Origin of the sequence: uncultured Tateyamaria sp., assembly GCF_947494755.1 — a bacterium.
Classification (GTDB): domain Bacteria; phylum Pseudomonadota; class Alphaproteobacteria; order Rhodobacterales; family Rhodobacteraceae; genus Tateyamaria.
The window spans coordinates 1-24418 of the sequence record NZ_CANLVZ010000001.1; the positions used below are offsets into that span (position 1 = coordinate 1).

23 protein-coding genes are annotated in these 24418 nt (G+C 63.0%); 21 read left to right on the forward strand and 2 right to left on the reverse strand.

Translation table 11 applies throughout. The annotated features are described in order from the left end of the window. Positions 1–508: 508 nt before the first annotated feature. Positions 509–742: a DUF1127 domain-containing protein gene (locus tag Q0908_RS00005; protein WP_299280175.1), complete on the reverse strand. Its 234-nt coding sequence runs from the start codon at positions 740–742 to the stop codon at positions 509–511. 237 nt (positions 743–979) lie between these two features. Here Q0908_RS00005 and Q0908_RS00010 point away from each other — a divergent pair, with 237 nt between their 5' ends. The 9 genes from Q0908_RS00010 (at position 980) to murD (ending at position 11820) form a co-directional block, all read left to right on the forward strand. After that, a complete protein-coding gene (locus tag Q0908_RS00010) occupies positions 980–2053 on the forward strand; it encodes an Mrp/NBP35 family ATP-binding protein (protein ID WP_299280177.1) in 1074 nt (357 codons plus the stop codon). A 625-nt stretch (positions 2054–2678) separates the two neighbouring features. Beyond that, positions 2679–3170 (forward strand): division/cell wall cluster transcriptional repressor MraZ, encoded by a 492-nt coding sequence (mraZ, locus tag Q0908_RS00015; protein WP_299280179.1) that lies wholly within the window; start codon positions 2679–2681, stop codon positions 3168–3170. 1 nt (position 3171) lies between these two features. Continuing rightward, on the forward strand, positions 3172–4137 hold the full coding sequence (gene rsmH, locus Q0908_RS00020) for a 16S rRNA (cytosine(1402)-N(4))-methyltransferase RsmH (RefSeq protein ID WP_299280181.1): 966 nt from the start codon (positions 3172–3174) through the stop codon (positions 4135–4137). Next, complete coding sequence (locus Q0908_RS00025) at positions 4137–4493, forward strand: cell division protein FtsL (RefSeq protein WP_299280184.1); 357 nt, start codon at positions 4137–4139, stop codon at positions 4491–4493. Before rsmH ends, Q0908_RS00025 begins: the two co-directional genes overlap by 1 nt. Beyond that, positions 4490–6280 (forward strand): penicillin-binding protein 2, encoded by a 1791-nt coding sequence (locus tag Q0908_RS00030; protein WP_299280186.1) that lies wholly within the window; start codon positions 4490–4492, stop codon positions 6278–6280. Before Q0908_RS00025 ends, Q0908_RS00030 begins: the two co-directional genes overlap by 4 nt. Before the next feature lie 36 nt (positions 6281–6316). After that, complete coding sequence (locus Q0908_RS00035; RefSeq protein WP_299280188.1) at positions 6317–7792, forward strand: UDP-N-acetylmuramoyl-L-alanyl-D-glutamate--2,6-diaminopimelate ligase; 1476 nt, start codon at positions 6317–6319, stop codon at positions 7790–7792. Then, entirely contained in the window at positions 7789–9237 is a 1449-nt protein-coding gene (gene murF, locus Q0908_RS00040) for a UDP-N-acetylmuramoyl-tripeptide--D-alanyl-D-alanine ligase (RefSeq protein WP_299280190.1), read from the forward strand. The genes Q0908_RS00035 and murF overlap by 4 nt, the downstream gene beginning before the upstream one ends. An 11-nt stretch (positions 9238–9248) precedes the next feature. Further along, complete coding sequence (gene mraY, locus Q0908_RS00045; RefSeq protein WP_299280192.1) at positions 9249–10331, forward strand: phospho-N-acetylmuramoyl-pentapeptide-transferase; 1083 nt, start codon at positions 9249–9251, stop codon at positions 10329–10331. A 91-nt stretch (positions 10332–10422) separates the two neighbouring features. Beyond that, a complete protein-coding gene (gene murD / locus Q0908_RS00050) occupies positions 10423–11820 on the forward strand; it encodes a UDP-N-acetylmuramoyl-L-alanine--D-glutamate ligase (RefSeq protein ID WP_299280194.1) in 1398 nt (465 codons plus the stop codon). Positions 11821–12061: 241 nt separating this feature from the next. Here the strand turns inward: murD and Q0908_RS00055 are convergent, their stop codons facing one another. Then, on the reverse strand, positions 12062–13237 hold the full coding sequence (locus Q0908_RS00055) for an NAD(P)/FAD-dependent oxidoreductase (RefSeq protein WP_299280196.1): 1176 nt from the start codon (positions 13235–13237) through the stop codon (positions 12062–12064). Positions 13238–13344: 107 nt separating this feature from the next. Here Q0908_RS00055 and Q0908_RS00060 point away from each other — a divergent pair, with 107 nt between their 5' ends. The 12 genes from Q0908_RS00060 (at position 13345) to ftsZ (ending at position 24405) form a co-directional block, all read left to right on the forward strand. After that, a complete protein-coding gene (locus Q0908_RS00060; protein ID WP_299280198.1) occupies positions 13345–13872 on the forward strand; it encodes a redoxin domain-containing protein in 528 nt (175 codons plus the stop codon). A 121-nt stretch (positions 13873–13993) separates the two neighbouring features. Further along, positions 13994–15157, forward strand: coding sequence for a putative lipid II flippase FtsW (ftsW, locus tag Q0908_RS00065; RefSeq protein WP_299280200.1), 1164 nt, complete (start codon positions 13994–13996; stop codon positions 15155–15157). Further along, positions 15154–16251 carry an undecaprenyldiphospho-muramoylpentapeptide beta-N-acetylglucosaminyltransferase gene (gene murG, locus Q0908_RS00070; protein ID WP_299280202.1) on the forward strand — a complete coding sequence of 366 codons (1098 nt, stop codon included), beginning with the start codon at positions 15154–15156 and terminating at the stop codon, positions 16249–16251. The genes ftsW and murG overlap by 4 nt, the downstream gene beginning before the upstream one ends. Beyond that, on the forward strand, positions 16248–17654 hold the full coding sequence (murC, locus tag Q0908_RS00075) for a UDP-N-acetylmuramate--L-alanine ligase (RefSeq protein WP_299280204.1): 1407 nt from the start codon (positions 16248–16250) through the stop codon (positions 17652–17654). The genes murG and murC overlap by 4 nt, the downstream gene beginning before the upstream one ends. Beyond that, positions 17651–17914 carry a DUF2484 family protein gene (locus tag Q0908_RS00080; protein WP_299280206.1) on the forward strand — a complete coding sequence of 88 codons (264 nt, stop codon included), beginning with the start codon at positions 17651–17653 and terminating at the stop codon, positions 17912–17914. The genes murC and Q0908_RS00080 overlap by 4 nt, the downstream gene beginning before the upstream one ends. Beyond that, on the forward strand, positions 17911–18159 hold the full coding sequence (locus Q0908_RS00085) for a DUF2484 family protein (protein WP_299280208.1): 249 nt from the start codon (positions 17911–17913) through the stop codon (positions 18157–18159). Before Q0908_RS00080 ends, Q0908_RS00085 begins: the two co-directional genes overlap by 4 nt. Next, a complete protein-coding gene (locus tag Q0908_RS00090) occupies positions 18156–18425 on the forward strand; it encodes a hypothetical protein (protein WP_299280210.1) in 270 nt (89 codons plus the stop codon). Before Q0908_RS00085 ends, Q0908_RS00090 begins: the two co-directional genes overlap by 4 nt. A gap of 32 nt (positions 18426–18457) precedes the next feature. Then, positions 18458–19384: a UDP-N-acetylmuramate dehydrogenase gene (gene murB, locus Q0908_RS00095; protein ID WP_299280212.1), complete on the forward strand. Its 927-nt coding sequence runs from the start codon at positions 18458–18460 to the stop codon at positions 19382–19384. Positions 19385–19480: 96 nt separating this feature from the next. After that, a complete protein-coding gene (locus Q0908_RS00100; RefSeq protein WP_299280214.1) occupies positions 19481–20404 on the forward strand; it encodes a D-alanine--D-alanine ligase in 924 nt (307 codons plus the stop codon). Next, entirely contained in the window at positions 20392–21273 is an 882-nt protein-coding gene (locus tag Q0908_RS00105; protein ID WP_299280217.1) for a cell division protein FtsQ/DivIB, read from the forward strand. Before Q0908_RS00100 ends, Q0908_RS00105 begins: the two co-directional genes overlap by 13 nt. A 5-nt stretch (positions 21274–21278) precedes the next feature. Beyond that, complete coding sequence (ftsA, locus tag Q0908_RS00110; protein ID WP_299280220.1) at positions 21279–22613, forward strand: cell division protein FtsA; 1335 nt, start codon at positions 21279–21281, stop codon at positions 22611–22613. A 175-nt stretch (positions 22614–22788) separates the two neighbouring features. After that, positions 22789–24405, forward strand: coding sequence for a cell division protein FtsZ (gene ftsZ / locus Q0908_RS00115; RefSeq protein WP_299280223.1), 1617 nt, complete (start codon positions 22789–22791; stop codon positions 24403–24405). Positions 24406–24418 lie beyond the last annotated feature (13 nt).

The window sequence follows — 24418 nt, forward strand, 5'->3', positions numbered from 1 at the left end:
CACGTAGGTGAAAGCAACCAGTGGCAAGGACTGCTTTCTGCAAGAAAGCTGTCAGCCACCCCCTATCGTTCAACTCAAACCCATCCCGATCACGTAGGTGAAAGCAACCAGTGGCAAGGACTGCTTTCTGCAAGAAAGCTGTCAGCCACCCCCTATCGTTCAACTCAGACCCATCCCGATCACGGTCAGAATACGCGCCTCGGCACAATATATCTCAGTGACCGAACGCTTCTGAGTGGCCGACAGCTTTCTTTCAGAAAGCAGTCCTTGCCACCCTTTGTGTTCACCTTCGTGAACACAAAGAAAACGGCGACCCCAGGGAGGAGGGGCCGCCGCTCTTGCAACATCGCGTCGGTCAGGGAGGAGGAGGACCGGTGGCGATGTGTCTCGTGATGCACCCGTCAGTGGGCGCGGAATAAAAGGTGCGGCGACGTCAGGGAGGAGGAGGACGCCGCCGCCAATTTACAGATGCCCCAGGGAGGAGGAGAGGGACATCTGATCTCGGTGTTCAGTGCGCAGCCGTGCCGTGGGCCGACTCCCAAGCGACGCGCTTGAGTTCGGAGCGGTGCATGCCCAGGTCAGCCAGCTCGCGGTTGGACAGGGCATCCAACTCGCCCAGTGTCGTACGATAGATGCGGTTCTGTGCGCGCTTTTCGGCGGCGGTTTCCAGAATGCGGGCGGCTGTCCCAAGGATCCGCTCAAGCAGATCGCTGCGGGTGTTGATATCGTTGTAATAGGCCATGTGTTTTGCCTCGTTTTCTAAACTTGCTCAATTTCGTTGACCCAAACATAAGTGAATGCTGCGCTTGCACAATGCTTTCTGCGGCAATGCTGCTATGCAGCAATTGCATGGGGTTACGGTTGAAAACTTGTGCGGACCGCCCAATGAACTGGCAATGATGTCGCGGCTGTGCCGGTGTCTCTTGTGCGCGCTGCGAAATCTGCCAGTTAATGCGGCACCCGAGCGGAGAAATGCACCATGCCTGTGACCAAAGACGATATCCTCGCCACCTTGGCCCGTGTCGGCATGCCCGATGGGGGCGACCTCGTAAGCCGCGATATGATTCGTGCGGTATCGATCGAGGGCGATCAGGTGCAATTCGTGATTGAAGCGCCCAGCCCAGAGGTCGCAGCCCGGATGGAGCCGATCCGTGCGGCTGCTGAACAGCTTGTGCGTGATATGGACGGTGTGGCGCAGGCCCGCGTGGCCCTGACCGCCCATGGCCCCGCCGCCAAACCCGCCGCACCGCCCAGCCTCAAGATCGGCGGCCACCCCAAACCGCAAGAGGGGCCCACCAAACCCTCTGGCGTGCAACGCATTCTGGCCATCGGCTCGGGCAAGGGCGGTGTGGGCAAATCCACTGTCTCGTCCAACCTCGCCGTGGCCCTGGCCCGGCAGGGACGCAAGGTGGGGCTGCTTGACGCAGATATATACGGTCCGAGCCAGCCGCGCATGATGGGCGTCAACAAGCGCCCCGCTTCGCCCGATGGCAAGACGATCATTCCGCTACAGGCCCATGGCGTGACGCTCATGTCCATCGGCTTCATGATGGAAGAGGGCAAGGCAGTCGTGTGGCGCGGCCCGATGCTGATGGGCGCGCTGCAACAGATGCTGGGGCAGGTGAAGTGGGGCGAACTGGACGTGCTGCTGGTCGACCTGCCCCCCGGCACGGGCGACGTGCAGCTGACGCTGTGCACCAAATCCGAGCTGACGGGTGCCATAGTCGTATCGACCCCACAGGATGTGGCGCTCATAGATGCACGCAAGGCGCTCGACATGTTTGCCACGCTGAAGACCCCCGTTCTGGGCCTGATCGAGAACATGTCGATGTTCGTTTGTCCCGATTGTGGGTCGCAGCACCAGATTTTCGGGCAGGGGGGTGTTGCGGCAGAAGCCGAGACGATGGGCGTGCCGCTGCTTGGCGCACTGCCCATCGACCTCGATACCCGGCTGGCGGGGGACGGGGGCACACCGATTGCCGCCGGGGACGGGCCGATGGCCGAGGCCTATGCGCGCATTGCTGAGGGGCTGATCAAAGGCGGGATGGCCTGATCTAAGCAGTCTGATCCATGGGAAATCATGGGCGAGGGGCGGTATTCGGTCCCTAATTCCGAATCAGAATTGGATCAATTGCGCATTCTAGGCAGAAATACGTTGAGAACAAAAAGTAAACACGCGAAGAAAGGTGCCCAGTGCCGCATTTTTTTGGGAAAATGTGGGGCAGATTGGGCGCCTGAAGTCAGGCACAACATATAGTGTTCAGGCTTCGATGTGTGACTGCATAAGCTCCATTTGATCGAAAACTATAGCTAAAACCGTGAATGACATGGCCGTTAATGTACTGTCCTGCCCCTATATGTCCTCAAAAAACCATTGCGTACCATGTTATCCCATGGCATCCCTAGTGCATCAGATGAGAACGAGACACGGGGCAACAAACGACCCCACGCAGAAAACAAAACTCTAGCAGGTTTCATACAGGCAACTCGCTTTCATCAGACCAGAGATCCGGCGCGCGAGCGAGCAGACATCCCCCCAGGTGGCGCGCGCAGCTGGACATCCCGCAAGTCGGGACGAGGGCGGCGGGTTGATCAGTGGCAGCAGATCAACCCGCCGTTTCCATTTCTACCGCACGGATGGGGATCGCGCGCGGACATAAAGAGGGACGGGCCAAACGGTGGCACGCAGGTTCAGAGGCGAAAGCGACCACAAGGTGGACGCGAAGGGCAGGGTGTCTATCCCGGCCTCGTTTCGTCGTGTGATCGAGGCGGGCGACCCGGACTGGACCGACGGCCTGCCGCCCCGCATCATCCTCGTTTACGGTGGGTCCACCCGTGACTTCCTCGAAGGCTTCACCATCGAGGCGATGGACGAGGTCGACGACAAGATTTCCAAGCATCCGCGCGGCTCGGCCAAGCGCAAGGCGATGGAGCGGCTTTATAGCGCGCAATCCATCGAGACGGTCGTGGATGACACGGGCCGCATCGTGCTGCCGGCCAAGCTGCGCGACAAGATCGGGCTGGATGGCATGGCACGTTTCGTCTCCTCGGGCGATACGTTCGAGATTTGGCGGCCCGAAGCGTATGACGCCAGCATCGCCGCGCTGGACGATGACGGGTTCGACCCCGACCTTGATCCGTCCGTCTATCTGGACGGGGACATGGTATAAGATGTCGGCTGGGGGGCCACATATACCGGTACTGATCGACGCGATCCTGTCGCATTGCGCCCCTATCGAGGGGCGCTGGCTGGATGGCACGTTTGGCGCGGGCGGCTATACCCGCGCACTGCTCGAGGCGGGGGCCGAACAGGTCATCGCGGTTGACCGCGACCCGCTCGCCTTTGACATGGCCGCTGATTGGGCGAACGAATACGGCGACCGGCTGGTGATGCAGCCCGGCGTGTTTTCGCAACTTGATACCTATGCCAGCGATCTGGACGGCGTGGTGCTCGACCTTGGGGTCAGCTCCATGCAGCTTGATCAGGCCGGGCGCGGGTTTTCCTTCATGAAGGACGGCCCCCTCGACATGCGGATGAGCCAGGGTGGACCCTCCGCCGCTGATATCGTCAATGGTGTTGAAGAAGAGACCCTCGCCGATATCCTGTTCCACTACGGCGAAGAGCGCGCCAGCCGCCGCATCGCGCGCGCCATCATCGCCGCCCGCCCTATCACCACCACGCTGGAACTGGCAGGCGTGGTCGGAAAATGCCTGCCGCGCCCCAAGCCCGGACAGTCCCACCCCGCGACCCGCAGCTTTCAGGCGCTGCGCATCGCAGTGAATAATGAATATGGTGAGCTCTATCAGGGGCTTATGGCGGCTGAACGGGCTTTGGCGCCGGGTGGTAAGCTGGCCGTTGTCACCTTTCACTCGGTCGAGGATCGCATGGTCAAACGCTTTCTGACCGCGCGCGCGGGCCAGCAGGCCAATGCCAACCGCTATGCCCCCGAGACCACGAAAAGTGCCGCGCAATTCGCTGTCAAAAGCCGCAAGGCCATTGGCCCCGACGATGCCGAGCTTGCCGCCAATCCGCGCAGCCGGTCTGCCAAGTTGCGCATCGCAACCCGCACAGACGCCCCGGCGGGGGATATTGACGCAAAATCCATTGGAATGCCGCAGATCAAGGGGACGCTCTGATGCGCACCATACTGTATATATTGACGACGCTGGCCGTGATCGGCCTCGCGTTTTGGGCCTACCGCGAGAATTACGCCACGCAAGAGTCGCTCGCCGAGACCGACCAGTTGCACCGCGATATCCGCGCCGCACATGCGCGTCTGGCGGTGTTGCGCGCCGAATGGGCCTATCTGAACCGCCCCGACCGGCTGCGCGACCTGGCGGACATCAACTTTGATCGCCTTGGCTTGTTGCCTTTCCGCCCCGACCAGTTCGGGCGCGTGGATGAGGTCGCTTATCCTGCGCCGCCCAAACTGATCCTCGACAATGCGATCGAGCTGTCTGGTGAGCTTGACCAAGAGGAGCAGCAGCCATGATCCGCACCCCTCTGCGCCCGCTCGCCCGTATTCTGCCGGCCCGCGAAGCTGGTGAAAACCCGGACGCGATTGAACGCGAGAACATCCGCGCCCGTCACGAGGACATGCGCGATCATGCCCGTCAGCGCGCCGAAGGGCGGCTTTTGGTGCTGGGCCTGTTCTTTTTCTGCGCCTTTGGCGTTGTGGGTCTGCGGATGGGTGCATTGGCAACATCCGAGCCGGTCGAGCCGCGCACAGCTGCACAAGGTGCTGCGATCTCGGCCTCGCGCGCGGATATTGTGGATCGCAACGGGCATCTGCTGGCTACGAATTTCGAAACTCACGCGCTTTACGCCCAACCGCCCCACATGGTGGACCCGGTGGCCTCGGCCAAAGGGCTGGCAGCCGTGTTTCCCGACCTCAAGGAGGCGGACCTGATCCAGCAGTTTACGGGCAAGCGCAAGTTCTTGTGGATCAAGAAGAAAATCAGCCCTGAACAGATGCAACTGGTGCATGAAATCGGCGACCCCGGTCTGATGTTCGGCCCGCGCGACATGCGCCTTTATCCGAACGGAGCCTTGGCCGCACACGTTCTGGGGGGCGCATCTTTCGGCAAGGAGGGCGTCAGCGCCGCTGAAGTCATCGGCGTTGCGGGCGTTGAAAAGCAGTTTGACGACTATCTACGTGACCCCGCAAATGGGCAGAAGCCGTTGGAATTGTCGCTGGACCTGACGGTGCAGGCGGCCTCGGAACGGGTGCTGTATGGCGGTATGAAGATTATGAACGCCAAGGGCGCAACATCCGTTTTGATGGACGTGCATACGGGCGAGGTGATCTCGGTCGTGAGCCTGCCCAATTTCGATCCCAACAACCGCCCCCGCCCCGCCACCAAAGGCGATCAAAGCGACAGCCCGCTCTTCAACCGGTCGGTGCAGGGGGTTTATGAACTTGGCTCGACCTTCAAGATCTTTGCCGCCGCGCAGGCTGTCGAGTTGGGCCTTGTCTCCCCCTCGACCATCATCGACACTTCGGGTCCGATGCGTGTGGGTGGTTTTCCGATCGGCGAATTCCGTAACAAGAATTACGGCAAGCTGAGCGTCAGCGACATCATCGTCAAATCCTCCAACCGCGGCACCGGGCGCATGGCCTTGCAGATCGGTGTGAAACGCCAGCAGGACTTCCTGAAATCCCTCGGCTTTTTCGAGGCGACCCCGTTCGAGATTTTCGAGGCGCGCACCGGCAAGCCGCTCTTGCCCAAACGCTGGACGGACCTGAGCGCCGTCACGATCAGCTATGGGCACGGGTTGTCGACGTCGCCGATGCATCTGGCCGCCGGTTATGCGGCCATCGCCAATGGCGGCTTCAAGGTGGACCCGACGATCCTGAAAAAGTCCGGCCCCCAAACCAAGGAGCGCGTGATGAGCACGGGTGCGGCCAACGCGGCGCGCGACATGCTGCGCGCGGTGGTGACCTCCGGCACGGCCAGCATGGGCGAAGTGCCCGGCTATGCAGTGGGCGGCAAGACGGGGACAGCGGACAAACCCAAGCCACGCGGCGGGTATTACGAGGACAAGGTGATCGCCACCTTCGCCACCCTTTTCCCCGCCCATGATCCCAAATACGTGCTGGTGGTGACGCTGGACGAACCGGTCGAGACGTCCGGAGACAAGCCGCGCCGCACCGCAGGCTGGACGGCAGTGCCCGTCGCCGCCGAAATGATCGGGCGCATCGCACCGCTTTTGGGCCTGCGTCCAACCGTTGAACCGGGCCGACTGGCTGATATAACGCTCACCAGCAGCAACGACTGAGGTGCGATCCGCACCCGAGCCAAAAAGGCCAAACACATGGGCGCGCCAGCACGATCACTCTCGACCCTGGGGCTGACGGCCCGGGGCGGGGCCAATCCAGACATCACCGGCATCGCCGTGGACAGCCGCGAGGTCAAGGACGGGTTCCTGTTCGCCGCCATGCCCGGTGCGCGCATACACGGGGCCGAATTCATCCAATATGCACTGCGCATGGGGGCCGTGGCCGTGCTGACGGACGCGGAAGGGGCCGAGATTGCCGCTGACGTGTTGGACGGCATTGCGGTCGTCATCACCGACGCCCCACGCGAGGCGCTGAGCCGCACCGCCGCTTTGTGGTTTGGCGCGCAGCCCGAGACGATGGTCGCCGTCACCGGCACCAACGGCAAGACGTCCGTGTCGACCTTCGTGCGCCAGATCTGGGTCGAGATGGAGTTGCCGGCCGTCAACCTCGGCACCACCGGGGTTGAGGGGGCATGGACCGCGCCGCTCGCCCACACGACGCCCGAACCGATCACCCTACACCGCACATTGGCCGAAGCCGCTGCCAACGGCATCACCCATGCGGCGATGGAGGCGTCGTCCCACGGGCTCGACCAGCGCCGCCTTGATGGCGTGACGCTCAAGGCCGCCGGATTCACGAACTTCACGCAGGATCACCTTGACTACCATCACACGTTCGAGGCCTATTTCGACGCCAAGGCGGGCCTGTTCGCCCGCGTGCTGCCCGAGGACGGGGTGGCGGTGATCAATATGGACGATGCGCGCGGCGTGGACATGGCCGCCATTGCGCGCGCGCGTGGCCAGAGCGTGCTGAGCGTCGGGCGCGACGGCGGCGATCTGCGCCTGTCTGCCCAACGCTTCGATGCGACGGGGCAGGATGTGCGATTTGAATTCGGCGGCAAGGCCTACACCGCGCGCCTGCCCTTGATCGGCGGTTTTCAGGCGGACAATGTGATGCTGGCCTGCGGCCTCGTGATCGCCTGCGGCGCGGAGCCTGCGCAGGTGTTCGACACGCTGCCGCATCTGGGCACTGTGCGGGGCCGTATGCAACTGGCCGCGCGACGCGAGAACAGCGCGGCGGTCTTTGTGGATTACGCCCATACGCCCGATGCGGTCGCCACGGCCCTGTGGGCCATGCGCCCGCATGTCATGGGCAAGCTGGTCGCGATCGTGGGCGCAGGGGGGGACCGAGATGCAGGCAAACGCCCGCTGATGGGGCAGGCGGCGGCGCAACACGCAGATGTGGTCTTCGTCACTGACGACAACCCGCGCAGCGAAGACCCTGCATCAATCCGTGCCGCCGTGATGCAAGGCTGCCCCGACGCCACCGAAGTGGGCGACCGGGCCGAGGCGATCTTGCGCGCGGTGGATACGCTCGAACCGGGTGACGCGCTGCTGATCGCGGGCAAGGGCCATGAAACCGGGCAGATCGTCGGGGATGATGTGCTGCCCTTTGACGATGCTGAACAGGCAAGCGTGGCTGTGGCCGCGCTGGAGGGACGACTGACATGAGCCTCTGGACCTCGACCGACGCCGCCGCCGCGACAGGCGGGCGCAACACCACCGATTGGGAGGCCACCGGCGTGTCCATCGACACGCGAACGCTGCAACCCGGTGATCTGTTCGTCGCCCTGAAAGCCGCGCGTGACGGGCATGATTTCGTTGTCGCCGCTTTGGAAGCCGGAGCTGCCGCCGCCGTCGTGACTCATGTGCCGGATGGGGTGGGGGAGGATGCCCCACTGCTGATCGTGCCGGATGTGCTGGCGGCCCTCGAGACGCTCGGTGCTGCGGCGCGCGCGCGGACGGATGCCAAGGTGGTGGCGATCACCGGCTCGGTCGGCAAAACCTCGACCAAGGAGATGATGCGCGCGATCCTGTCCGATCAGGGGCGTACCCACGCCTCGGTCGCCAGTTACAACAATCACTGGGGCGTGCCGCTGACGCTGGCCCGGATGCCCGCCGACACCGAATATGCGGTGATCGAGATCGGGATGAACCACCCCGGCGAGATCGCGCCGCTCGCCAAACTGGCCCGCCCCCACGTGGCCATGATTACCACCGTGGCCGCCGCCCATCTCGAGGCGTTCGAGAACATCGAAGGGATCGCGCTGGAAAAGGCGTCGATCATCGAGGGGCTGGAATACGGGGGCACCGCGATCCTCAACAACGATTGTTCAACGGCGGCCATCCTGCAGGCCAAGGCCCATGACGCCAAGCGCCGCGATATCGGGTTCGGCGAGCACGGCTTTGATTTCGTTTTGAAATCCGTGGATCTGCAACAGGACACGACTGTGGTGCGCGCGACGGTGCATGATGCACCACTGTTGTTCAAGGTTGGCGGGGTGGGCAAACATTTCGCGATGAACGGGCTCGGGGCCTTGGCCGCAGCAGAGGCTCTGGGTGCGGACCTCGCGCTGGCCGCCCAATCCCTCGGACGCTGGTCGCCTTACGAAGGGCGCGGCGCGCGCGAGATCATAACGCTGGACCCGGTCGAAACCCATCTGACGCTGGAACTGATCGACGACAGCTACAACGCGAATCCCACCTCCATGGCCGCCTCGCTCGAAGTCTTGGCGGCGGCACAGGTGACGCACGACATCGGGCGCGTCAGCAAGGGGCGACGCATCGCTTTTGTGGGTGATATGAAGGAACTCGGTCCCGACGGGCCCGATATGCACGCCGAGTTGGTCGAACTGGACGCGGTCGCCACGCTCGACGTGATCCACTGCATCGGTCCGCTCATGCGGAACCTGCACGAAGCGCTTCCGGCGGAAAAACAGGGGATGTGGGCCGAAACCGCAGCCGAGATGGCACCCCGCGTTGCCCGTCGCCTCGACAGCGGCGATGTTGTGCTGGTCAAGGGCTCGCTCAGCATGAAACTTGCCCTGATCGTTGACGCGATCCGCAAAATGGGCCATCCGGGGGCAACGGGCGCAGACCCACAAGATAATGAGTAGGGACAGCAGCAATGCTCTATTGGTTGACGGCACTTTCCGATGGCGGGGACTTTTTCAACCTGTTCCGCTACATCACGTTCCGCGCCGGCGGCGCGTTTCTGACCGCGCTCTTGTTCGGGTTCATCTTTGGCAAGCCACTGATCAACGTGCTGCGCAAACGGCAGGGTAAGGGACAGCCGATCCGCGATGATGGCCCCGAAGGGCATTTTGCCAAGGCGGGCACACCGACCATGGGAGGGTTGCTGATCGTGGGGGCACTGGTCACATCCACATTGCTGTGGGCACGGCTCGACAACCCGTTCGTGTGGATCGTTCTGGGGGTCACGCTGGCCTTCGGTCTGATCGGGTTTGCCGATGATTATGCGAAAGTGTCCAAGCAGACGACAGCCGGAGTGCCGGGGCGCGTGCGCCTGCTCTTGGGCTTTGTGATCGCGGCCATTGCTGCATACCTCTCCACGCTGGCGCACCCTGATGGGCTGCAAAACCAATTGGCCGTGCCGGTGTTCAAGGATGTGCTGATCAACCTTGGCCTTGTGTTCATCCCGTTTTCGATCATCGTGATCGTGGGCTCGGCCAACGCAGTGAACCTGACGGATGGGCTCGATGGGCTGGCGATCATGCCGGTGATGATCGCGGCGGGCACGCTTGGGGTGATCGCCTATGTGGTGGGGCGCGTGGACTTCACCGAGGACCTAGGGCTGCACTATGTGCCGGGTACGGGCGAGTTGCTGATCTTCACCATGGGCATCATCGGTGGCGGGCTCGGATTCTTGTGGTACAACGCACCCCCGGCGGCGGTCTTTATGGGCGACACAGGTTCACTTGCGCTCGGCGGCGCGCTCGGAGCCATCGCGGTGGCGGCCAAACACGAGATCGTCTTTGCCATCGTGGGCGGCGTGTTCGTGGCCGAAGCGCTCAGCGTGATGATCCAGGTGATCTATTTCAAACGCACCGGCAAACGGGCATTCCTGATGGCCCCTATCCATCACCACTATGAGAAAAAAGGCTGGGCCGAACCGCAAATCGTGATCCGCTTCTGGATCATCGCCTTGATCCTCGCCATGATCGGCCTCGCCACGCTCAAGGTGCGGTAATGCGCATCCTGCCCCTTCTTCTGACCAAAAGTACCGCAGGGAGCGCGAGGGGCTGGCCCCTCGTTCCCGTCCCGACCCCGAGCACAGACCCATGATCCCGGTGCGCGGCCTCACAGGCGCACGCGTCGGCGTGCTGGGACTCGGCCGCTCCGGCCTGTCGGCGGCACGGGCGCTCGCCGCAGGCGGGGCGCAACCTATCTGCTGGGACGACAATCCGGATGCGCGTGTCAAGGCCGAGGCCGAAGGGTTCACCTGCACCGACCTCAAGAAACAGAACGCCTTTGACGACATCGCCCGGCTGATCGTCAGCCCCGGAATCCCGCATCTTTACCCCGCGCCGAACCCGGTGGTGGCGGCAGCCCTCGCCGCAGGCGTGCCGGTCGACAACGATATCGGGTTGTTCTTTCAATCCTTTGCCACGCCGGACTCGAGCGCACTCGACACGCCGCCGCGCGTGATCGCCGTCACCGGATCGAACGGCAAATCCACAACATCAGCCTTGCTCCATCACATCATGGAGGTCGCGGCCCGGCCCAGCCAACTGGCGGGTAATATCGGGCGCGGTGTGCTGGACCTCGACCCGCCGCGTGACGGCGAGATCATCGTGCTGGAATTGTCGAGCTATCAGACCGACCTCGCGCGCGCACTGACCCCCGACGTGGCTGTCTTCACCAATCTCAGCCCTGACCACCTCGACCGGCACGCAGGCATGGGGGGATATTTCGCGGCCAAGCGTCGCCTTTTCGCCGAAGGCGGACCCGACCGGGCCATCATCGGGGTGGACGAGGCCGAGGGGCGCTACCTCGCCAACCAACTCAGCGAAGGGCGCGGTGATGATCGCGTCATCCGCATCTCGGTCGACACCAAGTTGAACGGGCCCGGCTGGCAGGTCTTTGCCCGCAAGGGGTTTTTGTCGGAAACCCGCAAGGGGCGGCAGGTGGCCTCGATCGATCTGCGCGACGTGGCGGGATTGCCCGGTGCGCACAACCACCAGAACGCCTGCGCGGCCTATGCGGCGGCCCGGGCGGTAGGCGTGGCCCCCAAAGTGATCGAGGGCGCATTCCGCACCTTCGCCGGGCTGCCGCACCGCAGCCAGTTGATCGCCGAGGCGGGTGGCGTGCGTTATGTCAATGACAGCAAGGCCACGAACGTGGACAGCGCGGCCAAGGCGCTGGCGGCTTTTGACAACGTGCGCTGGATTTGTGGTGGGTTGCAGAAAGAGGGCGGGCTTGGCGGGTTGGCCGAGGCGGCGGCCGGGTCGGTGCGCAAGGCCTACGTGATCGGGCGCGAGGCGGCGCAATTTGCAATGCAATTGGATGTCGAGGCGCAAGTGTGCGGCACGATGGTGGCAGCCGTCGAAGCTGCGATGGCGGATGCCGAACCGGGCGACGTTGTACTGCTGGCCCCTGCGGCGGCGAGCTTTGATCAATATGACAGCTTCGAGCGGCGCGGCGAGGATTTTGCGGAAGAAGTCACCAAACGGCTCTGATCCAACGGAGCGCGCTGACGCGCGCACGACATCCTTGATTTGGGACAGTCGGCTGCTGGCTCACCAAGACAGAAATCTGTCTCGGATCCACCCTTGCCTGATCCCGGGCCTGCCAGATGACGTCTCGCCCCTCAAGGCAAATAGCCGTCTCCCCGTTCCGGGGGCCCTCGGCGATTTGCCTTGATGCGCGCGCCTTCATCTGACCGTTCGGGTGCAGGCAACGGCGGCTCCGAGACAGAGATCAGTCCTGAAGCGCGCCCGCGCAGGCCATGGCCGATGACCAGGCCCATTGAAAATTGTAGCCCCCAAGCCAGCCGGTGACGTCAACCGCCTCGCCGATGAAATAGAGGCCCGGCGTGGTTTTGGATTCCATGGTCTTTGAACTCAGCCCATCCGTATTGACCCCACCTCGGGTGACTTCGGCGGTGCGGTAGCCTTCGGTGCCATCGGGCGTGAGTGCCCAGTGGGAGAGATCGTGCACAAGCGCGTCGATGCGCGCATCTGACAAATCGCCCAAGCGCCCAGACAGATCCATCTGTGTGCTGAGGTGATCCACGAGACGGGCGGGCAGGTGGCGGCCAAGCTCGGTTGTCAGTGCCTTCTTGCCCTCACGCGTGCGTTTGTCACGTAAGGCGGATCCCAGATCCGCCTCTGGGGCCAGATGCAGCCGGATTGGCTGGCCTGCATCCCAATAGCTCGAGGCTTGCAGGATCGCGGGACCGGACAGACCACGATGGGTGAACAACACCGCCTCGTCGAAGGCTGGGCCATTGGCCGTCACGCGGGCGGGGCAGGCGACGCCTGAGATGTCCGCGAACCGCCGATCCGCAAAGGTAAAGGGGACCAAGGCAGGCTCAAGCGGGGTGACCGCATGCCCGAATTGGCGCGCGATGTCGTAGGCAAAGCCGCTCGCGCCCATTTTGGGGATGGATTTTCCGCCCGTGGCGATCACCACATTGCGGGCGGTGACGGGCGTTGCGCGATCGTCCTGCGTCACGATGGCCGTAAATCCGTCCGCCACCTTTGCGAGATCGCTGACGGAGGTGCGCAATCGCAGTTCCACACCTGCGCCTTGCATCAGACCGTGCAGCATGGCGATGATCTCTTTGGCTGACACATCGCAGAACAATTGCCCAAGCGTCTTTTCATGCCACGCGATCCCGTGCGCATCGACCAAGCCAAGAAAATCCCATTGCGTGTAGCGCGCCAATGCGGATTTCGCAAAATGCGGATTTTGGGACAGGAAGGCGGCGGGCTCACAATACATGTTGGTGAAGTTGCACCGGCCACCGCCTGAAATGCGGATCTTTTCCCCGGCGGCTTTCGCGTGGTCTATGACCAGCACCCGCCCGCCCGCGTGGGCGGCGCACATCATGCCAGCCGCGCCAGCCCCTATGACAAGTGTATCGTAGTCCATGACCCGTGCGTGCAGGATTGCACAGAAAGGGTCAAGGCGCAGGGGTTGCGGCGCGGCGGCGCAGGCCTACGTCCTGAGACAGCAATAAAATGGAAAGGAATTTGACTATGACTGCATTGGCCGCAGGCAGCATGTTTCCCAAGACCGAAGTCCACACCCTTGGCGGGGGCACCACGACATTGGGCGAGCCGCAAGGCGGGCGCGACTGGCAGTTGGTGATTGTATATCGCGGCCTACACTGCCCGCTGTGCAAGCGCTATCTGGCGGAAGTGGAGGAGATGCAGTCCAAATTCCACGAGCTTGGCGTCGATGTGGTTGTTGTCTCGGGTGACCCCAAGGACAAGGCGCAGACCATGGCGGATGAGCAAAGCCTCACGATGCCAGTGGGTTATGGGATGACGCTCAAGCAGATGGACGCTCTGGGCCTTTATGTGTCGGATCCGCGCGGCCCGCAGGAAACCGACCGCCCCTTTGCCGAGCCGGGGCTGTTTGTTATCAACTCCGATGGCATGATCCAGATGGTGGATGTGTCGAACGCGCCGTTCCTGCGCCCAGGCCTTGAAGGGACGTTGAACGGCATCAAGTTTGTCCGCGAAAACGACTACCCCATCCGCGGCACGCATAAAGCCGCTTAAGTCCCGCGCGCGCCAGCCGAACAAGGGCTAGCCCGCGCCGTTTTTTGCCGCTATGCTTATGCGCAGGCACTTCGGGACACACCGAAGGTCAGAGGCAGTGACAGCAGTAAGGCGGCAGATCATGACAGAAATGGTCTATGGCGCGGTCCCGGTGCGGGACGGCGAACCCATCCTTCCAAAATGGTGGCGCACCATCGACAAATGGTCGCTCAGCTGTGTGCTGATCCTGTTTGCGATTGGTCTGTTGCTTGGGCTGGCGGCGTCAGTGCCGCTGGCTGAAAAGAACGGCTTTCCCCCCTTTCACTATGTCATCCGACAGGCGGTCTTTGGTGTGGTCGCGCTGATCGCGATGATCCTGACCTCGATGATGACGCCCGTTCTGGTGCGTCGCTTGGCAGTTCTGGGGTTTTTGGTCGCCTTTGTGGCGCTGGCTCTGCTGCCCTTCTTTGGCACGGATTTCGGCAAGGGCGCGATGCGGTGGTATTCGCTTGGCTTTGCGTCGATCCAGCCTTCCGAGTTTCTCAAGCCCGGATTTGTTGTCGCCGCAGCCTGGATGATGGCCGCTAGTCAGGACATCAATGGCCCGCCGGGCAAGGTGTGGTCCTTTGCGTTATGCATTTCCATCGTTCTGATGCTCGCCCTGCAACCTGATTTTGGGCAGGCCTGTCTGGTGCTGTTTGGCTGGGGTGTGATGTATTTCGTGGCCGGTGCGCCGATGGTTCTGCTGGTCGGCATGGCAGGGATGGTCGTGTTTGCGGGCACCATCGCCTATTCCAATTCCGAGCACTTTGCCCGCCGCATTGATGGCTTCCTGTCTCCGGACGTCGATCCGCGCACGCAGCTTGGTTATGCCACCAACGCAATTCAGGAGGGTGGGTTGTTTGGCGTGGGCGTGGGCGAGGGACAGGTGAAATGGTCGCTGCCGGATGCACATACGGATTTCATCATCGCCGTGGCTGCCGAGGAATACGGGCTGATCCTGGTTCTGTGCATCATCGTGCTTTATACTGGCATTGTCGTGCGCTCGCTCTTGCGCCTTGTGCGCGAACGCGATCCGTTCATTCGCCTCGCGGGCACGGGCCTCGCCTGCATGTTCGGCGTGCAGGCGATGATCAACATGGGTGTCGCCGTGCGCTTGCTGCCTGCCAAGGGCATGACCTTACCGTTTGTATCCTATGGCGGCAGTTCGGTGATTGCCTCGGGCATTGCGGTGGGCATGTTGCTCGCTTTCACCCGGACCCGGCCACAGGGTGAAATTTCGGACCTTTTGGGGCGGCGCAGATGAGCCAGCCCCTGCTCCTCATCGCGGCGGGCGGTACGGGCGGGCACATGTTCCCGGCCCAGGCGCTGGCCGAGGCGATGTTGGCGCGCGGCTGGCGGGTCAAGCTGAGCACGGATGCGCGCGGCGCGCGTTATACCGGCGGCTTTCCCCATACGACCGAGATCGAACAGATATCCTCGAGCACCTTTGCGCGTGGTGGCCTGCTGGCCAAGGCCGCGACCCCGTTTCGGATCGGGGCAGGCGTGCTGAGCGCGGTCGTGAAGCTGACGCGCGACAAACCAGCAGTCGTGGTCGGCTTTGGTGGCTATCCCACGATCCCGGCCATGGCAGCGGCCACAGTGCTGCGCCTGCCGCGCATGATCCATGAACAAAACGGTGTGTTGGGCAAGGTCAATCAGGCCTTTGCCTCCCGCGTTGATGCGGTGGCCTGCGGCACGTGGCCAACCGATCTGCCCGAGGGCGTTGAAGGCATCCATGTGGGCAATCCGGTGCGCAGTGCGGTGCTGGAACGGGCAGGGGCCGGATATATCGCGCCCGGCGACTACCCGATGGAACTGTTGGTGATCGGCGGCTCTCAGGGCGCGCGCATCCTGTCGGATGTGATCCCGCCCGCCATTGCCAGCCTGCCGGTCGAGCGGCTGAGAAACATCCGTGTCAGCCATCAGGCGCGCGGCGAGGATGAAGAGCGCGTGCGCGCCTATTACGACGAACATGGGATTGCCGCCGATGTGCAGCCATTTTTCAAGGACGTGCCGCGCCGCATGTCCGAGGCGCAACTGGTCATCAGCCGCGCGGGGGCATCCTCGGTTGCGGATATTTCCATCATCGGGCGCCCCTCGATCCTCATCCCTTACGCGGCGGCCACGGCCGATCACCAGACCGCCAACGCGCGCGGCCTTGTCGATGCGGGGGCCGCCATTCTGATCCCCGAAAGCCGGCTCAGCGTGGATGCCGTCGCGGCACAGATCGCAACCGTCCTCGACAATCCCGATGGCGCGCTTCAGATGTCGCGCGCCGCGCAAAGCGTCGCCAAACCTGATGCCACCGAAACACTGGCCGCCATGGTCGAAATTTTAGCCGAGAAAGGCCAGTCATGAACGCTGCCACCAAACTGCCCGGAGACGTGGGCCCCATCCATTTCGTCGGCATCGGCGGCATCGGCATGTCCGGCATTGCCGAGGTGCTGCTGAACCACGGCTACCGCGTGCAGGGCTCGGACCTGAAACGCTCGCCCATCACCGACCGGCTGGCCGAATTGGGCGCGCATATCTTTGTTGGTCAAACGGCCAATAATGTCGAAGACGCGGCAGTCGTCGTCATCTCCTCCGCCATCAAGCCGGGCAATGCCGAACTGGATGCGGCCCGTGCCTTGGGCCTGCCCATCGTGCGCCGGGCCGAGATGCTGGCCGAACTCATGCGCCTGAAATCCAACATCGCCGTCGCCGGCACCCACGGCAAGACGACCACAACTACCATGGTCGCCGCCCTGCTGGACGAGGGCAAATTCGACCCCACCGTCGTCAATGGCGGCATCATCCACGCCTATGGTTCCAACGCGCGCAAAGGTGAGGGCGAGTGGATGGTCGTCGAGGCGGATGAAAGCGACGGCACCTTCAACCGCCTGCCCGCCACCATCGCGATCGTCACCAACATCGACCCCGAGCATATGGAGCATTGGGGGACCATCGAGAACCTGCGGCAGGGTTTTCTCGACTTTACCTCGAACATTCCGTTTTACGGCGTCGCCGTGTGCTGCACCGATCATCCCGAAGTGCAGGCGCTGGTGGGCAAGATCACCGACCGGCGCGTCATCACCTACGGCTTCAACGCCCAGGCCGATGTGCGCGCGATCAACCTGACTTATAAGGCTGGCGTCGCTCATTTCGATATCGCGCTGCAAGGCGAGGATATGGTGATCGAAGGGTGCAGCCTGCCGATGCCGGGGGATCATAACGTGTCGAACGCGTTGTCCGCCGTCGCCGTCGCCCGTCATCTGGGCATGAAGGGCGAGGAAATCCGCACCGCGCTGGCCAATTTCGGGGGCGTTAACCGCCGCTTTACCCGGGTGGGCGAGATTGAGGGTGTCACGATCATCGACGATTACGGTCACCACCCGGTGGAGATTGCCGCCGTGCTCAAAGCCGCCCGCCAAGCCACGACAGGTCGCGTGATCGCAGTGCATCAGCCGCACCGCTTCACCCGGCTGCACCACCATTTCGATGAATTCTGCGCCTGCTTCAACGATGCCGATGTGGTCGGGATCACCGACATCTTCTCGGCTGGTGAGGACCCCATCGAAGGGGCCTCGCGCGATGATCTGGTCGCGGGCCTCATCCGCCACGGGCACCGCCACGCGCGCGCCGTGATGGGCGAGGATGATCTGGAACGGCTTGTGCGCGAACAGGCGCGCCCCGGTGACATGGTGGTCTGCCTTGGCGCGGGCACGATCTCGACCTGGGCCAATGCCTTGCCGGGCCGGTTGCAGAAAGGGGCCGCATGATTCTCGCACTTGCCTGTATCGGATGGGTCTTTGCCGCCACGTTGGTGGCGATGCTGCCCATGCGTCGCCAATATATCCCCGGCATCGCCTTGCTGATCGCCGCCCCTGTCCTGATCCTCTGGATCGGGATCAGCGTTGCATGGTGGGCGGGCGCACTCGCGCTGGCCGCTTTCGTATCGATGTTCCGCAATCCGTTGCGCTACTTCTGGGCCAAGGCCCGTGGTCAAAACCCCCAACTTCCGCCGGAGCTGCGCTCATGAGCCTACCCCTGATCCTTGCCTGTCTTTGGGGCCTTGCCGCCAACGTGATGGCTATGTTCCCAAGCCGGGACAACCACTGGACAAACGCCTATGGGCTGATCGCCATCGGCATTCCCATCGTTGGTTTTGTCACCTGGCAACACGGGCCATGGGCCGGGTTGCTGGTGCTGGCGGCAGGGATGAGCATTCTGCGCTGGCCCGTCATCTATCTGGGTCGCTGGATCAAGGGGCGGATCGTGCGATGACAGGGCTGGCGGTCACATCCGTTGCCGTGGGCTGCGTGCTTGCGTTCATACTGGTGCGCCGTGGCCGCCCGCTTTTGGTGCTGGCCGGGATCCTGATGCTGATTAGCCTGACGCTTTATTCCAGCTTTACGCCCGCGAACCTGCATCCCGGGGATGGGGTCGGCTTTATCCTGCTGTCCTATCTGATTGCGCCCACGGCGGCGACCGGGCTGGTGGGCGGTGCGATCTTTGCATGGCTGCTGCGGGACCGTACCCGGGCGACTTGACCACGCCCGCGCTACAGGCCAAGGGTCGCCACATGCGTTATGATCTGCCACAGGTGCGCGGCACCCTGACCCCGAACAAGGACCTCTCAAGCCTCACCTGGTTGCGCGTCGGCGGACCGGCGGATTGGCTGTTCCAGCCCGCCGATATCGCGGATTTGCAGGCGTTCATGGCCGCACTGCCGCCCGAGGTGCCCGTCTTTCCCATGGGGGTCGGCAGCAATCTGATCGTGCGCGACGGGGGCTTGCGCGCGGTGGTGATCCGGCTTGGGCGCGGCTTCAACGGCATCACCGTCGAGGGCGAGACTGTCACCGCAGGCGCAGCGGCCCTTGACGCACATGTGGCGCGCCGAGCTGCGGATGCGGGCACCGATCTGACCTTTCTGCGCACCATTCCCGGCTCGATCGGCGGGGCGGTGCGGATGAATGCGGGTTGCTATGGCAGCTACACAGCAGATGTTTTCGAGGGGGCCGAGGCGGTGCTGCGCGATGGCAGCCTGCTCCGCCTTGGGCCCGATGACATGAATTTCCGCTATCGCCAGTCCGACCTGCCCGCAGGCGCGGTGCTGACATCGGTGACCTTGCGCGCGCCCTTGGGCGATGCGGCCGCCCTGCATGCACGGATGGAGGATCAACTGGCCAAGCGCGACGCGACCCAACCAACGAAGGACCGCAGCGCCGGATCGACATTCCGCAACCCCGCCGGATTTTCGTCCACGGGGCAGGCTGATGACGTCCATGACCTCAAGGCGTGGAAGGTGATTGACGACGCGGGCCTGCGCGGTGCCATGCGGGGTGGGGCGCAGATGAGCGAGAAACATTCCAACTTTCTGATCAACACCGGCACGGCCAGTGCAGCTGATCTTGAAGGATTGGGCGAAGAGGTGCGGAAAAAGGTTTACGATTCCAGTGGTATCACGCTAGAATGGGAAATTATGCGCATAGGCGAACCGGGGCAGTAAAAAACCGGCACTATGGGCAAGGCGGGCCGAACATAAAAATCAAATATCGGCGATAACCAATGAGGGCTCGAAAACGGGCTCCGAGACGAGAGGCACATGGCGGGTCAGTCGAGCAGGACGTCCCCGAAAGTGGTTGTATTGATGGGTGGCCCCTCGGCCGAACGCGAGGTGTCCCTGTCCAGCGGGAAACCCTGCGCAGCCGCCTTGAGGGACCGGGGATATGAGGTGGTCGAGGTCGATGCAGGCCCCGACCTTGCTTCTGTTCTTGCATCCGAAAAACCAGACGCGGTTCTGAACTGCCTGCATGGGCGGTGGGGCGAAGACGGTTGCGTGCAGGGCATGCTTGAATGGCTGGGCATTCCCTATTCCCATTCCGGTGTGCTGTCTTCGGCGCTCGCCATGGACAAGCAGCGTACCAAGGACGTCTATATCGCTGCCGGTCTGCCCGTCGTCAAAAGCATCATTGCGCCCGCATCGGACGTGCGCGCACGCCACGTGATGCAACCTCCTTACGTGGTCAAACCCAACAACGAAGGCTCAAGCGTTGGCGTCTACCTCGTCCACGAGGCGGCCAATGGTCCGCCCCAGCTTAGCCACGACATGCCCGCCGACGTGATGGTCGAAGCCTTTGCCCCGGGGCGCGAGTTGACAACAACCGTGATGGGCACGCGCCCCCTTGGCGTGACCGACATCATCACCGAGGGCTGGTATGACTATGACGCCAAATACAAAATGGGCGGGTCGCGCCATGTGATCCCGGCTGATGTGCCCACCGAAATCACCGAGCTTTGCCTTGATTACGCCGTGCGTGCCCACAACGCCTTGGGATGTCGGGGTGTCAGCCGCACCGATTTCCGGTGGGACGAGGACAAGGGCGCGGACGGGTTGATCCTGCTCGAAACCAACACGCAGCCGGGCATGACGCCCACATCCCTGACCCCTGAACAGGCGCTGGCCGCGGGCATCTCCTTTGGTGAGCTGTGCGCGTGGATGGTGGAGGACGCCTCATGCCATCGTTGAACCGTCGTCGCAGCCCCAAGGCCGATCCGGCCCCCTCGCGCTGGTCGTACCGGATGCAGCGGTTGATGCTGACGCCGCTGTTCCGACTGACCCTGCGGGCGGGCCTGCCCTTTGCGGTCTCGCTTGGCGCGGCCACATGGTTCCTGTCGGACCCGGACACCCAGACCGCGATCCGCGACGCCGTGGCCGAAACGCGGGCCAGCATCGAACAGCGCCCCGAATTCATGGTCAATCTCATGGCCATTGACGGGGGTGATCCGGAACTCGCCGAAGCGATCCGCACAGCGATCCCGCTGGACTTCCCGATTTCGTCCTTTGACCTCGATCCGGCGGCGATGCGGGCCAAAATCCTCGAAATGCCGCCCATCCGCGAGGCGAGCGTGCGCATTCGTCCCGGCGGTGTGCTGCAAATTGATCTGATCCCGCGGGTGCCTGTCGCGATCTGGCGCACGCCCGAGGGTTTGACGCTGATCGACGAAAGCGGTGTTCACGTCGGCCCCATCGCGCGCCGTGGTTTGCGGCCCAACCTGCCTGTGATTGCAGGTGACGGGGCCCCTGCCCATGTGAACGAGGCGCTGACGCTGGTGCGGGCAGGGGGCCCGTTGGGGGATCGCCTGCGCGGGCTGGTCCGGCTGGGCGATCGGCGGTGGGACGTGGTGCTCGATCGCGACCAGCGCATCATGCTGCCGGTCGAAAACCCGGTAGGCGCCCTTGAGCGCGTGATTGCCCTGCACGGTGTGGACGAAGTCCTCAGCCGCGATATTGCCCGCATCGATCTGCGCCTGACAGGCCGCCCGACCGTGCGCATGAACACGACCGCCACCGAAGAATGGTGGCGTATCCGACAGTTGAATTCCGGGACCGAGTGACAGTTATGACCGATCTATATGACAGCCAACGCAGCATGCGGAACATGCGCAAGATCGCGATGCAGCGGGGAGTTGTCGCCATTCTGGACGTGGGCAGCTCCAAGATCGCCTGCCTCGTGCTGCGCTTTGATGGCACCGCCAAACTGGGCGAAGAGGGCGAGATCGGATCCTTGGCCGGGCAGTCGGGATTTCGGGTCATCGGGGCGGCGACTACCCGGTCGCGCGGGGTCCGCTTTGGCGAGATCTGCGCGATGCAGGAAACCGAGCGCGCCATTCGCACCGCCCTGCAAGCTGCCCAGAAAATGGCCAATATCCGCGTCGATCATGTGATTGCCTGCTTCTCGGGGGCCGAGCCGCGCAGCTATGGTCTTGATGCTCAAGTCGATCTGGAAGGGCAGGTCGTGTCCGAACAGGATGTGGCCCGCGTGCTGTCGATGTGTGATGTGCCCGATTACGGCGAAAACCGCGAAGTGCTGCACGCGCAGCCGGTGAACTTTGCGCTCGATCACCGCTCGGGCCTGTCGGACCCGCGCGGGCAGTTGGGCAACTCGTTGGCGGTGGACATGCACATGCTGACCGTGGATGCCCCCGCCGTGCAGCATCTGGCCCATTGCGTAAAACGCTGCGATCTGGAACTGGCCGGGATCGCATCCTCGGCCTATGCGTCAGGCATTGCCGCGCTGGTTGAGGATGAGCAGGAACTGGGCGCGGCTTGTATCGACCTTGGTGGCGGCTCCACCGGCGTGTCGATCTTTATCAAGAAACACATGATTTATGCGGATGCCGTGCGCATGGGCGGGGATCACGTGACCTCGGACATTTCGATGGGCCTGCAAGTGCCCACCGCCAATGCCGAACGGATCAAGACCTTTTACGGCGGCGTTCAGGCCACGGGCATGGATGACCGCGAGATGATCGAGATTGGCGGCGACACTGGCGATTACGAACACGACCGGCGCACGGCCAGCCGCGCCGAGTTGATCGGCATCATGCGTCCGCGCGTCGAAGAGATTTTGGAAGAAGTACGCGCCCGCCTGGACGCTGCCGGGTTTGACCACCTGCCAAGCCAGCAGATTGTACTGACCGGCGGAGGCAGCCAAATCCCCGGCCTGGACGGGCTGGCCAGCAAGATCTTGGGCCAGCAAGTGCGCCTGGGTCGCCCCTTGCGGGTCCACGGATTGCCGCAGGCCGCGACCGGCCCCGGATTTGCGAGCGCCGTCGGCCTCGCCCTGTTTGCAGCCCATCCACAGGACGAGTGGTGGGACTTTGATATCCCGCATGATCGTTATCCGGCGCGCTCGCTCCGGCGGGCGGTAAAATGGTTCCGAGACAACTGGTGATCGCAATATCTGGGTGTTGAGCGGACATAGAGTGAACGACAGCAAGAATTTGCCCATATTTTGCGGTAAATCCGCGTTTTAAGGGTGACGTTGGGGCCACAAATCGCTAGGATTGTGGGAATTTAGGCACAAAAACACCCGCGAATGCGGCAAACCAGACAGGCGGACCTGATCGATGACATTGAACCTATCGTTGCCCGGACATGACGAGCTGAAACCACGCATCACCGTGTTTGGCGTTGGTGGGGCAGGCGGGAACGCCGTCAATAACATGATTGAAAAACAACTGGATGGCGTCGATTTCGTCGTTGCCAACACCGATGCGCAGGCACTGCAACAGTCCGCCGCGACAAACCGGGTTCAGTTGGGGATCAAGGTCACCGAGGGGCTCGGGGCCGGGGCACGTGCCTCTGTCGGGGCCGCAGCAGCCGAAGAATCAATCGAACAGATCGTCGATCATCTGGCGGGTGCGCATATGTGCTTTATCACCGCTGGTATGGGCGGTGGCACTGGCACAGGTGCGGCACCCATCATCGCGCAAGCCGCGCGTGAGTTGGGCGTCCTGACCGTTGGCGTCGTCACCAAGCCCTTCCAGTTCGAAGGTGCCAAGCGGATGAAGCAGGCCGAAGACGGTGTCGATGCCCTGCAAAAAATGGTCGATACGCTGATCATCATTCCCAACCAGAACCTGTTCCGTCTGGCCAATGAAAAGACGACCTTCACCGAGGCGTTCTCGATGGCCGATGACGTGCTGTATCAAGGTGTCAAAGGCGTGACCGACCTGATGGTCCGTCCGGGCCTGATCAACCTCGACTTTGCGGACGTGCGTGCCGTGATGGACGAGATGGGCAAAGCCATGATGGGCACAGGCGAGGCCGACGGCGAAGATCGTGCGATCCAGGCCGCCGAGAAGGCCATCGCGAACCCGCTGCTGGACGAAATCAGCCTGCGCGGTGCCAAGGGCGTGCTTATCAACATCACCGGCGCACACGATCTGACCCTGTTTGAACTCGACGAAGCGGCCAACCGCATCCGCGAAGAAGTCGATCCAGACGCCAACATCATTGTCGGTTCGACACTGGACACGGCGATGGAAGGCATGATGCGCGTCAGCGTTGTCGCCACGGGCATCGATGCCAGCGACGTACACTCCGAAATGCCGGTCCCACGCCGGTCGATGGCGGCACCTTTGGCGCAATCGGTTGCGGCCGAAGCACCCGCACCGGCTACTCCGATGGCAGACCCGGAACCCGCCCCTATGGCCGCAGCCGCCGAAGAGCCATCGCTGTTTCAGGAACTTGACGTGAACGAGGCCGCCGCACAGGACATGGCCGAGGATATCTTTGCAGATGACACGCCTGTCGCTGCCGAAGATGACCTGCCGCCCCCGGCATATCAGCCGCAAGTTGCTGCGTTCGAGCCAAGGCCCGAACCTGAAATGCAGCCTGCCGAAAACTTCATCGCGCCCCGCGCGCCAGCCCCGGGCACACCATCGCCCGAAGCGCTGGCCCGTCTGCGTGCCGCCACGCAAAAAGCGGCACCCGCACCGCAGCCGGCACCGGCAGCTCAGCCCAGTGCGGAAAAACCACGGTTCGGGATCAATTCACTGATCAATCGGATGACAGGCACGCCCGAAGGGGCTCCGGCGCAGGCACCGGCGCGTCAACAGCCACCCGTTCAGACCCGTGCGGCGGCTCCGGCCCCTGCGCCCGCGCCTCAACCAACCGAGGCTGTGGACCCAGAACAGGAGCGGATTGAAATTCCGGCCTTCCTGCGGCGCCAAGCCAACTAAATTCTGGTCACGA

Excerpts from the sequence above, each read along its gene's own strand:
- Q0908_RS00005 (WP_299280175.1), bottom strand. The coding sequence starts at position 742 with ATGGCCTATTACAACGATATCAACACCCGCAGCGATCTGCTTGAGCGG.
- Q0908_RS00010 (WP_299280177.1), top strand. The coding sequence starts at position 980 with ATGCCTGTGACCAAAGACGATATCCTCGCCACCTTGGCCCGTGTCGGC.
- rsmH (WP_299280181.1), top strand. The coding sequence starts at position 3,172 with ATGTCGGCTGGGGGGCCACATATACCGGTACTGATCGACGCGATCCTG.
- Q0908_RS00025 (WP_299280184.1), top strand. The coding sequence starts at position 4,137 with ATGCGCACCATACTGTATATATTGACGACGCTGGCCGTGATCGGCCTC.
- Q0908_RS00030 (WP_299280186.1), top strand. The coding sequence starts at position 4,490 with ATGATCCGCACCCCTCTGCGCCCGCTCGCCCGTATTCTGCCGGCCCGC.
- Q0908_RS00035 (WP_299280188.1), top strand. The coding sequence starts at position 6,317 with ATGGGCGCGCCAGCACGATCACTCTCGACCCTGGGGCTGACGGCCCGG.
- murF (WP_299280190.1), top strand. The coding sequence starts at position 7,789 with ATGAGCCTCTGGACCTCGACCGACGCCGCCGCCGCGACAGGCGGGCGC.
- mraY (WP_299280192.1), top strand. The coding sequence starts at position 9,249 with ATGCTCTATTGGTTGACGGCACTTTCCGATGGCGGGGACTTTTTCAAC.
- murD (WP_299280194.1), top strand. The coding sequence starts at position 10,423 with ATGATCCCGGTGCGCGGCCTCACAGGCGCACGCGTCGGCGTGCTGGGA.
- Q0908_RS00055 (WP_299280196.1), bottom strand. The coding sequence starts at position 13,237 with ATGGACTACGATACACTTGTCATAGGGGCTGGCGCGGCTGGCATGATG.
- Q0908_RS00060 (WP_299280198.1), top strand. The coding sequence starts at position 13,345 with ATGACTGCATTGGCCGCAGGCAGCATGTTTCCCAAGACCGAAGTCCAC.
- ftsW (WP_299280200.1), top strand. The coding sequence starts at position 13,994 with ATGACAGAAATGGTCTATGGCGCGGTCCCGGTGCGGGACGGCGAACCC.
- murG (WP_299280202.1), top strand. The coding sequence starts at position 15,154 with ATGAGCCAGCCCCTGCTCCTCATCGCGGCGGGCGGTACGGGCGGGCAC.
- murC (WP_299280204.1), top strand. The coding sequence starts at position 16,248 with ATGAACGCTGCCACCAAACTGCCCGGAGACGTGGGCCCCATCCATTTC.
- Q0908_RS00080 (WP_299280206.1), top strand. The coding sequence starts at position 17,651 with ATGATTCTCGCACTTGCCTGTATCGGATGGGTCTTTGCCGCCACGTTG.
- Q0908_RS00085 (WP_299280208.1), top strand. The coding sequence starts at position 17,911 with ATGAGCCTACCCCTGATCCTTGCCTGTCTTTGGGGCCTTGCCGCCAAC.
- Q0908_RS00090 (WP_299280210.1), top strand. The coding sequence starts at position 18,156 with ATGACAGGGCTGGCGGTCACATCCGTTGCCGTGGGCTGCGTGCTTGCG.
- murB (WP_299280212.1), top strand. The coding sequence starts at position 18,458 with ATGCGTTATGATCTGCCACAGGTGCGCGGCACCCTGACCCCGAACAAG.
- Q0908_RS00100 (WP_299280214.1), top strand. The coding sequence starts at position 19,481 with ATGGCGGGTCAGTCGAGCAGGACGTCCCCGAAAGTGGTTGTATTGATG.
- Q0908_RS00105 (WP_299280217.1), top strand. The coding sequence starts at position 20,392 with ATGCCATCGTTGAACCGTCGTCGCAGCCCCAAGGCCGATCCGGCCCCC.
- ftsA (WP_299280220.1), top strand. The coding sequence starts at position 21,279 with ATGACCGATCTATATGACAGCCAACGCAGCATGCGGAACATGCGCAAG.
- ftsZ (WP_299280223.1), top strand. The coding sequence starts at position 22,789 with ATGACATTGAACCTATCGTTGCCCGGACATGACGAGCTGAAACCACGC.